The sequence below is a fragment of the Methylobacterium sp. Leaf88 genome, from assembly GCF_001422795.1.
Taxonomy (GTDB): Bacteria; Pseudomonadota; Alphaproteobacteria; order Rhizobiales; family Beijerinckiaceae; genus Methylobacterium.
This window is the reverse complement of the sequence record NZ_LMMK01000019.1, coordinates 2513-16552: the sequence shown is the minus strand read 5'-3', so window position 1 is coordinate 16552 and position 14040 is coordinate 2513. Positions and strand designations below refer to the sequence as shown.

Sequence of the window (14040 nt, the reverse complement as noted above, 5' to 3'; positions counted from 1 at the left end):
CATGCCCGACTTCGACCTCGCCATCCGGGGCGGCACGCTGGTCACCGCCACCGACACGTTCGCCGCCGATCTCGGCATCCGCGGCGGTCGCATCGCGGCGATCGGCGAGCGGATCGCCGATGCGGCCCGCACGATCGACGCCTCCGGCCTCCTCGTCCTGCCCGGGGGCATCGACAGCCACGTCCACATCGCGCAGGCGTCCGGCCCCGGCATCGTCATGGCGGACGACTTCGCCTCGGCGACCCGCGCGGCGGCGGCCGGTGGCAACACCTGCGTGATGCCCTTCGCGCTCCAGCCCCGGGGCGCGTCGCTCCGCGCGGCGACCCATGCCTACCGGGCGCTGGCGGAGGGGCAGTGCCACATCGATGTCGCCATCCACCTCATCGTCTCGGACCCGACGCCGGCGGTGCTCGGCCAGGAGCTGCCAGCCCTGATCACGGAGGGTTACACCTCCTTCAAAGTATTTATGACCTATGACGACCTCGTCCTGAACGACCGCCAGATCCTCGACGTGTTCGATCTGGCCCGCCGCGAAGGCGCCCGCGTCATGGTCCATGCGGAGGGCTACGACGCGATCCGCTACATGACCGAGCGACTGGAGAAGGCCGGCGAGACCCGCCCCTTCGGCCACGCCCTGTCCCGGCCGCAGGTGGTCGAGCGCGAGGCGGCGCACCGGGCGATTTCGCATGCCGAACTCGTCGATCTGCCGATCGTCATCGTCCACGTCTCCGGCGAGCAGGCCATGGAGCAGATCGCCTGGGGCCGGGAGCGCGGTCTCAAGATCCACGCCGAGACCTGCCCGCAATACCTGACCCTGACCGCCGACCACATGAAGGGCCTCGGCTCCGACGACCCGATGGCCGGGGCGAAATACGTCTGCTCGCCACCGCCGCGGGATGCCTCCAACCAGGCCGCGATCTGGCGCGGGATCCAGACCGGATTGTTCGACGTGGTCTCCTCCGATCATTGCCCCTTCCGCTACGACGATCCCGCCGGCAAGCTGAACCCGAAGGGCCGGACCTCCTTCCGCTGGGTGCCCAACGGCATCCCGGGCATCGAGACCCGTCTGCCCATCCTGTTCTCGGAAGGCGTCTCGGCGGGGCGCATCTCCCTCAATCGCTTCGTGGAACTCACCGCCACCAACCACGCCAAGCTCTATGGGCTCTACCCGCGCAAGGGCTCGATCGGAATCGGCTTCGACGCCGACCTGACGCTGTGGGACCCGAACCGCCGCGAGACGATCCGGCAGGCCAACCTCTACCACGGGGCGGACTACACCCCCTGGGAGGGGTTTTCCGTGACGGGCTGGCCGGTGATGACCCTCACGCGCGGCGAGGTCGTCGCCGAGGATGGGCGGGTGACCGGGCCGCCCGGGCGCGGACGCGTCCTCGACCGGACGCCGGGGCCGGGGACTGCCTCTTGATCCGGCCGGCCGCCTCCGGGCTGGCGCGCGCCAGCCCGGTTGCGGTCGACCGGAGACGGTTTGGGTGGCGAAACGGGGATCGTCTGGCCCGTCCTTTGCTGGGGATCGGGCGGGGAGACAACGCATGGACGTCGAGCTGATCCGCCTGACCAAGCGCTACGGCCACACGACCGCCGTGGACGGCATCGATCTGAAGGTGCGCTCGGGCGCCTATTGCTGCCTGCTCGGCCCCTCGGGCTGCGGCAAGACCACGACCCTGCGGATGATCGGCGGCCACGAGACCGTGTCCGGCGGCGACGTGGTCATCGGCCCGCGCTCCGTGGGGGATGCCACGCCGGCCGAGCGCGGCACGGCGATGATGTTCCAGAGCTACGCCCTGTTCCCCCACTTGAATTGCCGTGACAACGTCGCCTTCAGCCTGAAGATGCGCGGCATCGCGAAGGCCGAGCGCCGCGCCAAGGCGATGGCGATGCTCGACCTCGTTCAGATGGCCCATCTGGCGGAGCGCTTGCCGGCGCAACTCTCCGGTGGCCAGCAGCAGCGCGTGGCGCTCGCCCGCGCGCTGGTCACCGGACCCAAGGTCCTGCTCCTCGACGAGCCGCTCTCGGCCCTCGATCCGTTCCTGAGGGTGCGGATGCGGACCGAGCTGAAGCGGCTCCAGGCCGAACTCGGCATCACCTTCATTCACGTCACCCACAGCCAGGAGGAGGCGATGGCGCTCTCCGACCTCGTGGTGGTGATGAATGGTGGACGCATCGAGCAGGCGGCCGCCCCCCGCACCGTGTTCGAACGCCCGGCCACCGCCTTCGTCGCCCGCTTCATCGGCGGCCACAACGTCATCCGCCTGGCCGACGCGAGCGAGGTGGCGGTGCGCGCCGACCGGATGCGCCTCGGCGCGCAAGCCGGCCCGGACGCGGTGCCGGCCCGCGTCGTCTCGGTGGAGTACCAGGGCACCAGCGTGCATGTGGGCTTCGAGGCGGAGGGCCTCGGCGGCGCGCCCGCCACCGCCCTCACGGCCGTGATCGACGACGCGGCCTATGCGGGCGCCCCCCTCGCCCTCGGCCAGACCGTGCCGCTGGGCTGGGACGCCGACGCCGCCCATAGCCTGAGCGCCTGACCCGACCGCGTTTCCTCAGAGGAGCCTGCATGACGACCACGATCAAGCTGAGCCGCCGCACCTTGCTCCAGGGCGCGGGTGCCACCGGACTGGCCCTCGGCGCCGGTCCGATCACCGGCTTTCCCAACGTGATCGCGGCCGAACCCGTGACCCTGCGCTACCTCGGCACCGCCGTGAACCAGTCCGGCGACATCGCCCGCAAGGTGAAGGAGGATCTCGGGATCACGATCGAGTACATCCCCGTCGTCACCGACGAGGTGACGAAGCGCGTGGTGACGCAGCCGAACTCCTTTGACCTCCTCGACACCGAGTTCTTCAGTCTGAAGAAGCTTATCCCCTCGGGCAACATCCAGGGCATGGACGCTCGCCGAATCAAGCAAGCGGACAACATCACCCCGGTCTTCACCAAGGGCCAGGTCGGGGGCAAGACGATCGGCAACCAGGGCACGGCGCCCAAGAAGGTCTTCTATCTCGAGGGGCAAAACGCGAAGACCTTCGCGGGCTCGCCCACCGAGTGGATCACCTTGATCCCGACCACCTACAACGCCGACACGCTCGGCATCCGCCCGGACCTGATCAAGCGCCCGATCGCGAGTTGGAAGGAACTCCTGAACCCCGAATTCAAGGGGAAGGCCTCGATCCTCAACATCCCCTCCATCGGCATCATGGATGCCGCCATGGTGATCGAGGCCACGGGCGACTACACCTATCCCGACAAGGGCAACATGACGAAGGCCGAGATCGATCGCACCATCAAGGTGCTGATCGAGGCCAAGCGCGCCGGTCAGTTCCGCGCCTTCTGGCAGGACTTTAACGAATCCGTGAACCTGATGGCATCGGGCGAGACCGTGATCCAGTCGATGTGGTCGCCCGCCGTCACCAAGGTCCGCAGCCAGGGCGTGGCCTGCACCTACCAGCCCCTCAAGGAGGGCTACCGGGCTTGGGCCACCGGCTTCGGCCTGCCCAAGACCCTGACGGGCCGCAAGCTGGATGCGGCCTACGACTTCATCAACTGGTTCCTCTCTGGCTGGGCCGGCGCCTACCTCAACCGACAGGGCTACTACTCGGCCGTGCTGGAGACGGCCAAGGCGCACATGGAGCCCTACGAGTGGGCGTACTGGATGGAGGGCAAGCCCGCCGAGAAGGACATCAAGGGACCGGACGGCAGCGTGCTGGAGAAGGCCGGCGCCACCCGCGACGGCGGCTCCTTCGAGACCCGCATGGGCAGCGTCGCCTGCTGGAACGCCGTGATGGACGAGAACACCTACATGGTCCGCAAGTGGAACGAGTTCATCGCCGCGTAAGCGGGGCGACGATGCGAACGCCCTCCCCCGCAGAGGGGGGGAGGGTTTCGCCTGTCACGAGGGTTGCGCCATGACCGACATCGCCCTTCCCGCCGCCGTGACGGAGGCGCCGCCCGCCAAGGCCCCCGCCGTCAGCCTCACGACGAGGACCCGCCGCCGGCAGGCGCTGGCCTACCTCCAGGCCGCGCCGATGGCGCTCGTCTTCCTGGTGTTCTTCGTGGTGCCCCTGGGCCTGACCCTGATCGTCAGCTTCTGGGAGTACAACGAGTACGAGATCATTCCCGCCTTCACGGTGCAGAATTACATCGACGTGTTCGAGGGCTGCCTCAACACGGCGGATGCCTGCACCACCGTGCGGACCTACCTCTCGACCCTGAAATTCTGCGCGCTGACCTGGGCCTTCACCCTGGGGATCGGCTTCACGGTGGCCTACTTTGTCGCCTTCCACGTCCGCTCGCGCACCATGCAGATGGCGCTGTTCCTCGTCTGCACCATCCCGTTCTGGACCTCGAACGTGATCCGGATGATCTCCTGGATCCCGCTGCTGGGCCGCAACGGCCTCGTCAACGACACCCTGATGGGGATGGGGCTGATCAGGACGCCCATCGAGGGCCTGCTCTATTCCGACTTCTCGGTGGTGCTCGCCTTCGTGCACCTCAACACGGTCTTCATGATCGTGCCGATCTTCAACAGCATGGCGCGCATCGACCGGTCGCTGATCGAGGCGGCCTATGATTCCGGCGCCACCGGCTGGCAGACCCTCTGGAACGTGGTGGTGCCCCTGGCCAAGCCCGGCATCGCCATCGGGTCGATCTTCGTGGTGACCCTGGTGATGGGCGACTTCGTCACCGTCGGCGTCATGGGCGGCCAGCAGATCGCCTCGGTCGGCAAGGTCATCCAGGTCCAGATGTCGGCCCTGCAGCTGCCGGCGGCCGCGGCCAACGCGGTGGTCCTGCTGGGCGCCGTGATGCTGATGATCGTGGCCATGACCCGGCTCATTGACTTGCGGAAGGAACTCTAGACGTGAGCGACCGCCCCCGCTCCCCGGCCTTCTACGCCCTGGCGGCGTTCTTCGCCCTCTTCGTGGCCTTCCTGTACGGGCCGACGCTGACCATCCTCGTCCTCAGCTTCCAGGGGCCGCAGGGGGGCCTCACCTTCCCGATGAACGGGGTCTCGACGCACTGGTTCGGCAAGCTCTGGGCCGGGCTCGGGATCGTCGACATCTGGGGCGCCCTCTGGCGCTCCCTGCGACTTGGCCTCGTGGTGATGGGGCTCACCGTCGTCATCGCGTTCTTCGCCGGCCTCGCCTTCCGCAAGCGCTTTCGCGGCGAGGGCGCGCTGTTCACCCTTGCGGTCGCGAGCCTGATCGTCCCCTCGATCGTGGTCTCGCTCGGCATCGGGTTGGAATTCCGGCTTCTCGACGAGGCGGTGAAATGGGCCGCCGCCGAGACCGGATGGGGCTGGCTGCAGGAGCACGGTACCCTGATGGGGCTCTACACCTCGGCGCTGGGCGCCCACCTCACCTGGACTCTGCCCTTCGGCCTCCTGATCATGTTCGCGGTCTTCAACCGGTTCGACCCGGCCTACGAGGAGGCCGCCCGCGACCTCGGCGCCACCGGGTCTCAGACCCTGCGTCACGTGGTGGTGCCGATCCTCGGCCCCTCGCTGGTCGGCGTCGCGCTGTTCGGCTTCACCCTGTCCTTCGACGAGCTCGCTCGCACCAGCCAGGCCATCGGCGGCCGCAACACCCTGCCACTGGAGCTGCAGGGCCTGACCACCACCGTGACCACGCCGGAGATCTATGCGCTCGGTACCCTCACCACCGGCCTGTCCCTTGCGGTAATTGGACTGGCGCTGGGGACGAGCCTGTACCTGCAGCGGCGCAAGGCGAAAGCGGGCTTGCGGCTGGGGTGACGTCAGTCCGGGAGCTTCGTCAGACCGGCGATTTCGGACAACCTTCGAATCTCGCACACCTGGGTCATTCGAAAGAAACACCTCCAGGTTATCATCTGTCGCCGATGAAGCCTGGAGTTTTACCAACCGATGAGGCGTGCCTATCTGATCGTCGCGGCGACGGTCGCTGTTCTCACTTGCCTGTCTTGGGTCGCGAGCGTTCGATTCAGTGAGGCGAGCTTCCTCCCGATGCAGTGGGGGATCGACGGTCGCCCGACATGGTACGCCCCGAAGTGGATGGCGCTCAGCTTCGGTCCCATGATCGGATGCTTCGTGATGGCATCGATCCTGATCCCACGCCGATACGATCACGACGGTGCACGGGCCGTCAGAGACCTTCTCCCCGCGATCGTCATCGTGACGGGCGGCCAAGCCTTCTATCTCTTCGTGCTTTTGACTCGTGCGGCGGCCTAGCCGAGCCGACGTCAAAGCGGCCCCCGAAGGTCGGAGCCGACGCGCGACGCTACACAGCCGCTTCCAGCACCTGCGCCTTGTCCTCCGTGAACGCTGCGTGCGCCGCTTCCGTACGCCAACAGGCAGCGCGGTGGTCCGGCTTCACGTTGACGTAAGGAGGCGCCTCGACCCGGCAGCGCGCCTCGGCGAGGAAGCAGCGCGGGGCGAAGGGGCAGCCCGGCGGGCGGTTGGCCAGATCAGGCGGGCTGCCGGGGATCGTCTTCAGGCGCGTGCCCTTGGCGAGCGCCCCAACGGCGCGGCTGCGCAGGAGGCCGATCGTGTAGGGGTGGTGGGGAGCGAGCACCACGTCCCGGGCGGAGCCCTCCTCGACGATGCGGCCGGCATACATCACCGCGATCCGGTCCGCGACCTCCACGGCGGCGCCGAGGTCGTGGGTGACGAAGATCGTCGAGAGGCCGAGCTCCGCCTGCAATTCGCGCAGGAGCAGCAGGATCTGGATCTGAACGGTGGCGTCGAGCGCCGTGGTCGGCTCGTCGGCGAGCAGGACCTGCGGCCGGCAGGCGAGCGCCAGAGCGATCATCGCGCGTTGGCGCATGCCCCCCGACATCTCGTGCGGATAGGCGTCGAGGCGCCGCTCCGGGCTCGGAATGCGGACCCGCTCGAACAGGGCCAGGGCGCGCTGGCGGGCCGCCCCGGCGCTGATCCGCTCGTGCTGGCGGATCGCCTCGGTGATCTGCTGGCCCACCGTGTAGACGGGATCGAGGGCCAGGAGCGGCTCCTGAAAGATCATCGCCACGGCCCGGCCGCGCAGGGCCCGCAGGGCTTTGGGCGACAGGGCCATCACGTCCGCGCCGCCAACCCGGATCGTGCCGCCGATCCGCGTCCGGCGCTCCGGGTTCAGGCGCATGATCGCCCGAAGGGTGACGCTCTTGCCGGAGCCGGACTCGCCGATCAGCGCCACGGCCTGGCCGCGCTCCAGGGTGAGGTCGACCCCGTCCACGGCCTCGACCACGCCGCCGAAGACCACCGTCAGGCCGCGGATCGCGACGGCCGGCTCGGGTGCCGATACGCTCATGCGGCCACCGTCAGGCTGGGCGACGTGGAATGGCCCGAGCCGGGCTGGCGGGCGAGGCAGGCGACGCGGTGGCGCGCATCGCGGCCGTCGAGGGGCGGGACCGTGCCGCGGCAGACCTCTTCGACGAGGGCGCAGCGCGGGTGGAAGCGGCAGCCGGCGGGCGGGTCGATGGGGTTCGGCGGGTCGCCGGCAAGCGGCGCCACCGTGGTCCGCGCATCCGGGTCCATCGAGGGCATCGAGGACAGGAGCGCGGCCGTGTAGGGATGAGCCGGAGCGGCCAGCACCGTGTCGGCGGGGCCGATCTCCACCACCTGACCGAGATACATCACCGCCACCCGGTCGCAGATGAAGCGCACCACGTTGAGGTCGTGGCTGATGAACAGGTAGGTGAGGTTGAACTCCTGTTTCAAATCCATCAGCAGGTTCAGCACCTGCGCCTCCACCGACTTGTCGAGGGCCGAGACCGCCTCGTCGAGCACCACGAGGCGGGGTTCGAGGGCGAGCGCCCGGGCGATGTTCACCCGCTGGCGCTGGCCGCCTGAGAGCTCGTGCGGGTAGCGCGCCGCGAAGCGCGCCGGCTCCAGCCCCACCCGGGCGAGCAGGCTGCGGGCGCGCTCGATGGCCTGGCGCTTCGGGATCCCGTGCACCTGCGGCCCGAAGGCGATGGACCCCTCGACGGTCATGCGCGGATTCAGGGAGGAGTAGCTGTCCTGAAACACCATCTGGGCCTGGGCCCGGAAGTCCCGCAGGGGCAGCGCCCGGCTGCCGATGCGCTCGCCGTCGAACAGCAGGTCGCCGGAATCGTGGCGGATCAGGCCCATGATGAGCCGGGCGGTGGTGGACTTGCCGCAGCCCGACTCGCCGACCACGCCGAGGGTCTCGCCCTTCAGGATTTCGAAATCGACGCCGTCCACCGCTCGCACCACCGCCTTGGTGCCGCCGATGCCCTTCTTGACGGGGAAGTGCTTCACCAGTCGGTCGACGGTGAGGAGGGGCTGAGCCGGGCCGCCCCGGTCGCGGGCGATCGGGACGGTGGCGAGGCCGATGGGCTGGCTCATGCTTTCACCTCCATGGCGGATCGCAGGCCGTCGGAGAACAGGTTGAACGAGATCGAGACGATGAAGATGGCCAGCCCCGGCAGGGCCGCGACCATCGGGTTCACGTAGATCGCCGTGCGCAGGGTGTTCAGCATCAGGCCCCACTCGGGCTCCGGCGGCTTCACGCCGAGGCCGAGGAAGGAGAGTCCGGAGGCGAGGATCATCGATACGCTGATGAGGCTGGTGGCGTAGACGAAGATCGGCCCCAGCACGTTGCCGAGCACCTGCACGCGCAGGATCGTCAGGGTCGAGGCGCCGGAGAGGCGGGCGGCGTCGACGTAGTCGCGGGCGCGGATCTGGGTGGTCACGCTCTCGGCCACGCGGGCGATCTGGGGCACGAACACGCAGGTCAGCGACACGATCGAGTTGAAGATGCCCGCGCCCAGGGCGCCGGAGAGCGCGATGGCGAGCAGCACCGAGGGGAACGCGAAGAACACGTCCACCGTGCGCATCAGCACGGTGTTGACCCAGCCGCCGACGTAGCCGGCCAGGATGCCGATGCCGGACCCGATGACGAAGGCGAGGATGACGGGGGTGACCCCGATGAACAGGGACAGGCGTCCGCCCATCATCAGGCGACTCAGCATGTCGCGGCCGAGTTCGTCCGAGCCCAGGAGGTAGGTGGCGTCGCCGATGGGCTTCAGGCGCCGCAGCATCGAGCCGCGATAGGGGTCCATCGGGGTGATCCAGGGCGAGAGCAGCGCCACCGCCACGATCGCCAGGATGATGCCGGCGGCGGCCATCGCTACGGGATCGCGCAGGAGCTTGTGGCCGACCTGCCCCCAGAACCCCCGCGAGGGCACGAAGGCGTCCGGCCCCGTCGGCGCCGGGGCAGCCCCGCCGGCGATGTCGAGGATCGGTGTGGCGGCCTGTGTCGCGCGTGCCATCAGCCCCTCTCGATGCGCGGGTCGAGCGCCGTCTGGACGACGTCGACGATGAGGTTGAGGGCGACGAAGAACATCGCCAGGACGAGAATCGAGCCCTGCAGCAGGGGCAGGTCGCGCTGGAAGATCGCGGCGTTGAGGAGGAAGCCGGTGCCGGGCCAGGCGAACACGGTCTCGATCAGGATCGAGCCGCCCAGCAAATAGCCGAGTTGCAGGCCCATGATGGCCAGCGCCGTCGGGGCCGCGTTCTTGACGACGTGCCGGAACACGCCGAACTCGCTCATGCCCTTGGCCCGGAGCGCACCGACGAAGTCCTGCGCGAGGATGTCGCCCACCAGCGCCCGGATGGTGCGGGCGATGACGCCCATGGGAATCACCGACATCGTGAGGGCCGGCAGGATGATGTAGCGCAGGTGGTCGAGATCGGGCCGCCAGTTGCCCGAGCCGTCGGGCCCGGCCCCGGTGGGCGGCAGCCAGCCGAGTTGGGCCGAGAACACGATGACCAGCACCATGCCGAGCCAGTAATGCGGCACGCTCACCCCGAAGACCGAGACCGCCGAGGCGAGCCGGTCCAGGACCGAGTTGCGGAAGTAGCCGGCCACGAAGCCGAACAGGCACCCGAAGGTGAAGCCGATCAGCGTCGCCACGGAGGCCAGGATCAGGCTGTTCACCACGGCCCGCCCGACCTCCTGCACCACGGGGCGGCCGGTGGCGATGGAGATGCCGAGATCGCCCTGAAGCACGTGCCAGAGCCAGATCACGTACTGGACGGGCAGCGGCTTGTCGTAGCCGTAGGCCGCCCGCATGGCGTCGATGGTCTCCTGCGTGGCGTCCACCGGGAGCACCGCGCTCAAGGGATCGCCGGGGGCGAGGTGGACCAGCATGAAGCAGACGACGCTCACGCCGAGCGCCACCGGCGTCACGGTGAGCAGGCGCTTGAGGATGAACTTCAGCATGTTCTCAGCCCTCTCTCCTCTGCGGAAGAGGGTACCTGCGGAGCAGGCGGGAGCGGAGGCGACTTTGCCGGATGCGGCATGCCCCTCCCCCGGTTCCTGCGCGACCACCCTCCCCCCGCAGCGGGGGAGGGTTCATGACCGCGACCTTCATCGTCACTTGCTCAACCACTTGCCCGATCACTTGCCCATCGAGATCGGCGAGAAGTCCTGGAACCAGTTCTGCGCCTGCACGAAGCCCTTCACCTTGGGGCTCATGGCACGCGGATTGGTGTCGTGGGCCACCATCAGGAACAGGGCGTCGTCGACGTACTTCTCGTGCACCTTCTCCAGGACCTTGGTCTGCTCGGCCGGGTCGAAGGTGGTGCGGACCTGGTCGAACAGCTTGTCCATCTCGGGGTCGCAGTAATGGCCCCAGTTGGTGCCGTTGGGCGCGGCGAGGTTGCACTGGAGGTGGCGGATGAAGCCCGTGAAGGGGTCCTGGATGAAGTAGGAGAAATTCATCCCCGTCGCCTTGCGCGACATGTCGGACTTGGCGCCCGCGCGCCACAGGTTGATGAGCGTGTTCCACTCGACCACCTCGAACTCGACCTTGATGCCGACATCCGCGAGGTTCTGCTGGATGAACTCGTTCATCGGCAGGGGCTGCATCTGGCCCGAGCCCGACGGCGCGATCAGGATCTTGGTGACGATGGGCTTGTTCGGGCCGTAGCCGGCCTCGGCCAGGAGCTTCTTGGCGGCTTCGGGGTCGTAGGTCGGCTTGAAGGTCGGGTGGCCGAACCAGGCCGAGCCCGGCGGCATGAAGCCCTGCGCCGGGATCATCAGCCCGTTCAGCAGCTCCTTCATGCCCTCGCGGTCCACCGCGAGGTTGGCGGCCTTGCGCACGCGGATGTCGTTCCAGGGCGAGCCCTCGACGCGGGAGAGGTGCCAGGTCCAGTTGTGCGGGTAGGCGTTGGTGACGATGCCGAAGCCGGCGGCCTTCAGGGACGCGACGGCATCCGGCGGGGGCGCCTCGATCCAGTCGACCTGACCCGAACGGAGGGCCGCCACGCGGGCATTGGCCTCGGGCAGCGGCACGAGCACGAGCTTGTCGAGCTTGGGCACCCGGGCCTTGTCCCAGTACTCCGTGTTGGGCACCATCTCGGCGCGCTCGCGCGGGGCGAACAGGGTGAGCTTCCACGGGCCGGTGCCGGCCGGGGTCTTGGCGAAGGCGTCCCAGCTCTTGCCGACCTTCTCCCACTGGGCCGGCGACGAGATCATGATCCACGCGATCTGGTAGGGCAGCGTCGCGTCGGGGTTCTTGGTGATGATTTCGAGGGTGGTCGGGTCGATGGCGCGGTAGCTCGCCACCGCCGGGATGCGCGAGCGCCCCTGGGCCGACTGGCGCGGGTCGAATTGCGGCGCGTCGGTCTTCAGGAGCTTGTCGAGGTTCCACACCACCGACTCGGCGGTGAAGGGCGAGCCGTCGTGGAAGGTCACGCCCTCGCGCAGCTTGAAGGTCCACTTGGTGTTGTCGGCGGGATCGACGGTCCAGCGCGTGGCGAGACCCGGCACCAGCACGGAGGGCTTGGTGGCGGAGGAGAGGTCCCAATTGATGAGCCCGTCATAGACGGTGTAGCCCATGAACCGCATGCCCTCGCCGCCATTGTCGGCCTGGCCCGTGGTGAGCGGGATGTCGGAGGCCGTCATGCCGATCTTGAGGACGCCCTGCGCGAAGGCCGTGGGCATCAGCACCCCGGACAGCAGGGCGGCGGCGAGAAGGCGGGACTTCGACCATCGGGAAACGGAAGCAAACATGCGCGGACGGGTTTCCATGGGCTGGAGACGGCGTGACGGAACCGTGAATGCAATCCATCGGCCAACCCCTCGCGCCGCTCCCGGTCGCCCGAGACGAACACGCCGCTTGATCATGTCTTGCCGCCCACGATCCCGATTCTGTGCTGCACCGGCCGAGGACACCACGATGCTGTCCGGGTCGCCGGGTACGCGGCCAGGCATTGCCTCAAAGACACGCAGAGACCTTGCCGCTCTCCAGAAACCTCCCATCACACGCCTAATATATAGGCAATCCCGCGCTCTGCCCGCCGGAGTCGCAGACTCGCGGGCCGCAGGTTCTCAGAACGTGAGCTTCAGCCCGCCAACGACGTTGCGCGGCGCGCCCGCGAGGATGGATCCAGCCGTGCCCGCCAGGGTGGCTGCCCCGTTCTCCAGACCGGTGGTCCGGCTGAGGGTGCTCGTCAGGTTCAGGGCGGAGGCGATGAAGGTCGTGTCGAGCAGGTTGCGGACTTCCAGGTACAGGCTGAGGCGCTTGGCGTAGCCCCCGGTAAGCTCCGTGGCGTAGTGGACGTTCGCGTTGAGGATGGCGTAGCCGGGGGTCCTCAGGCGGTTTCCGTTGTCGATGAGGACGCCGTCCTGAACCACGGTCTCCACGAAGGCGCCGAGCCCGTCCAGGGGGCCGCCGACCTGATCGTAGCCGACCCGCGCCAGGAGCTGGTGCGCGGGGACGCCGGGAATGGACTTGCCCGCCCGGTCCAAACGGGCGGTGACGGCACCGGCGCTCAGCAGCTCGGTGAACCGCGTGTAGATCTGATCGTCGAAGCTGTAGGCCAGCGTTCCGCGCCAGCCCGGCGCGAAGGCCCAGTCGCCGCCGAGTTCGACGCCGCGATGCTCCGAGGCCGGGGCGTTGATGAAGTAGCTCAGCCGGCCCCCACCCGGTGATTGCGACAGGAGTTCGTTGCGGAAGAACTCGTAGAAGCCCGTGAGGCTGATCCGCAGGGAGTCCACCGGCGTCCAGTCGACGCCGAGGTCGAAGCCGAGGTTCTTCTGTGCCTGAAGCTGCGTGTTGTTGCCCGGCAGCCCCGCGCTGGTGACGAACAGGTTGCTGCCCGTCGGCGTGGCGTAGCCGGTGGCGACGCGCCCGCGGACGCTCCAGGCGTCCCGGGGCCGATAGACCACGGCCAGTTCCGGCGCGACGTTGAGGAAGCTGCGCGCGGCATCGACCACCGAGGCCGTCCGTCCGGCTTCCGAATAGGTATAGGCGCTGTTGCGTCCGGTGATCGTGGTGTTCGTCGCGCTGAGTCCGAGGAGCCCGCTCCACTGGTCGGAAAGTGCCACCTCCGTGCGGGCGCGCCCGCCGAGATTGGTCTGGTCGCCGCGCAAGTCTCCGATCAGGGCGCCCAGGGCCGGTCGTCCCGCCCCCGGCGCCCGGTTGAACGTGGTCACGTGGTTGTCGAGGATCTCGGAGGTGAAGGCCACGTAGCCCACGGCCGGCAGGCCCATCAGGTCGTAGCGACGGGTGAGGTCGCTGAGGAAGGTCAGGGACGGGTAGCTGCCGCGGACGGCGGAGGTGTAGAACGGCTGGTCGAAGTTGCGCTCGTCGAAGCCGAGTTGGGTGCGCCAGGTGGTCTGCGCGTCGAGGTCGTGCTCCCAGCGCAGGGCCACGACGGTGCGACGGTCGTCGCGTCCGAACCCGCCCTCCGTGGCGGTCACGCCCACCGTCCGGCCGAACGCGCCGTTGGCGAACAGGTTCGTCAGGGTGCAGCCCGGCGCGGCCGTCGCCGCCTTGGCACAGCCGCGCTGCTCGGGGTTGATTCGATACTGGTCGAGGGAGGCGCGCGCCGGCAGGTCCGCCTGCAGCTGGTTGTTGATCACCTTGAGGGTGAAGCGGTTGTCCGGCGTCGGCGTGTAGCTGGCCAGCAGGTTGATCGTCTGCGTGTCGTAGGCGCTGTGATCCTGGTAGCCGCCGGCGCGGACGTCGCTGGCGAACAGGCTGATCTCGACGGGACCGCTGACGCCGCCGACCGTGAAATAGTTGCTCAGA

12 protein-coding genes are annotated in these 14040 nt (G+C 68.5%); 6 read left to right on the top strand and 6 right to left on the bottom strand.

Annotated elements, in window-relative coordinates; all coding sequences use genetic code 11:
* Position 1 precedes the first annotated feature (1 nt).
* From hydA to ASF20_RS11520, 6 genes are all read left to right on the top strand, one after another.
* Positions 2-1423 carry a dihydropyrimidinase gene (gene hydA, locus ASF20_RS11545; RefSeq protein ID WP_056274316.1) on the top strand — a complete coding sequence of 474 codons (1422 nt, stop codon included), beginning with the start codon at positions 2-4 and terminating at the stop codon, positions 1421-1423.
* A gap of 124 nt (positions 1424-1547) precedes the next feature.
* A complete protein-coding gene (locus tag ASF20_RS11540) occupies positions 1548-2540 on the top strand; it encodes an ABC transporter ATP-binding protein (RefSeq protein WP_056274314.1) in 993 nt (330 codons plus the stop codon).
* A 29-nt stretch (positions 2541-2569) separates the two neighbouring features.
* Entirely contained in the window at positions 2570-3844 is a 1275-nt protein-coding gene (locus ASF20_RS11535) for an extracellular solute-binding protein (RefSeq protein WP_056274311.1), read from the top strand.
* 70 nt (positions 3845-3914) lie between these two features.
* Complete coding sequence (locus ASF20_RS11530) at positions 3915-4865, top strand: ABC transporter permease (protein WP_082501297.1); 951 nt, start codon at positions 3915-3917, stop codon at positions 4863-4865.
* Between the two features lie 2 nt (positions 4866-4867).
* A complete protein-coding gene (locus ASF20_RS11525; RefSeq protein WP_056274308.1) occupies positions 4868-5758 on the top strand; it encodes an ABC transporter permease in 891 nt (296 codons plus the stop codon).
* Between the two features lie 129 nt (positions 5759-5887).
* The gene (locus tag ASF20_RS11520) at positions 5888-6211 is read left to right on the top strand and encodes a hypothetical protein (protein WP_056274305.1); all 324 of its coding nucleotides are present in this window, start codon (positions 5888-5890) and stop codon (positions 6209-6211) included.
* Between the two features lie 49 nt (positions 6212-6260).
* On the opposite strand, the gene ASF20_RS11515 is transcribed toward ASF20_RS11520, so the two are convergent.
* From ASF20_RS11515 to ASF20_RS11490, 6 genes are all read right to left on the bottom strand, one after another.
* Positions 6261-7286, bottom strand: coding sequence for an ABC transporter ATP-binding protein (locus tag ASF20_RS11515; RefSeq protein ID WP_056274302.1), 1026 nt, complete (start codon positions 7284-7286; stop codon positions 6261-6263).
* Entirely contained in the window at positions 7283-8344 is a 1062-nt protein-coding gene (locus tag ASF20_RS11510; protein ID WP_056274299.1) for an ABC transporter ATP-binding protein, read from the bottom strand. The genes ASF20_RS11515 and ASF20_RS11510 overlap by 4 nt, the downstream gene beginning before the upstream one ends.
* Positions 8341-9270: an ABC transporter permease gene (locus tag ASF20_RS11505; protein WP_082501296.1), complete on the bottom strand. Its 930-nt coding sequence runs from the start codon at positions 9268-9270 to the stop codon at positions 8341-8343. Before ASF20_RS11505 ends, ASF20_RS11510 begins: the two co-directional genes overlap by 4 nt.
* A complete protein-coding gene (locus ASF20_RS11500) occupies positions 9270-10223 on the bottom strand; it encodes an ABC transporter permease (RefSeq protein WP_056221348.1) in 954 nt (317 codons plus the stop codon). Before ASF20_RS11500 ends, ASF20_RS11505 begins: the two co-directional genes overlap by 1 nt.
* 177 nt (positions 10224-10400) lie before the next feature.
* Entirely contained in the window at positions 10401-11948 is a 1548-nt protein-coding gene (locus tag ASF20_RS11495; RefSeq protein ID WP_244476406.1) for an ABC transporter substrate-binding protein, read from the bottom strand.
* Positions 11949-12335: 387 nt separating this feature from the next.
* Positions 12336-14040, bottom strand: a 1705-nt coding sequence (locus ASF20_RS11490; protein ID WP_244476405.1) for a TonB-dependent receptor, incomplete at its 5' end; no start/stop codon positions are given.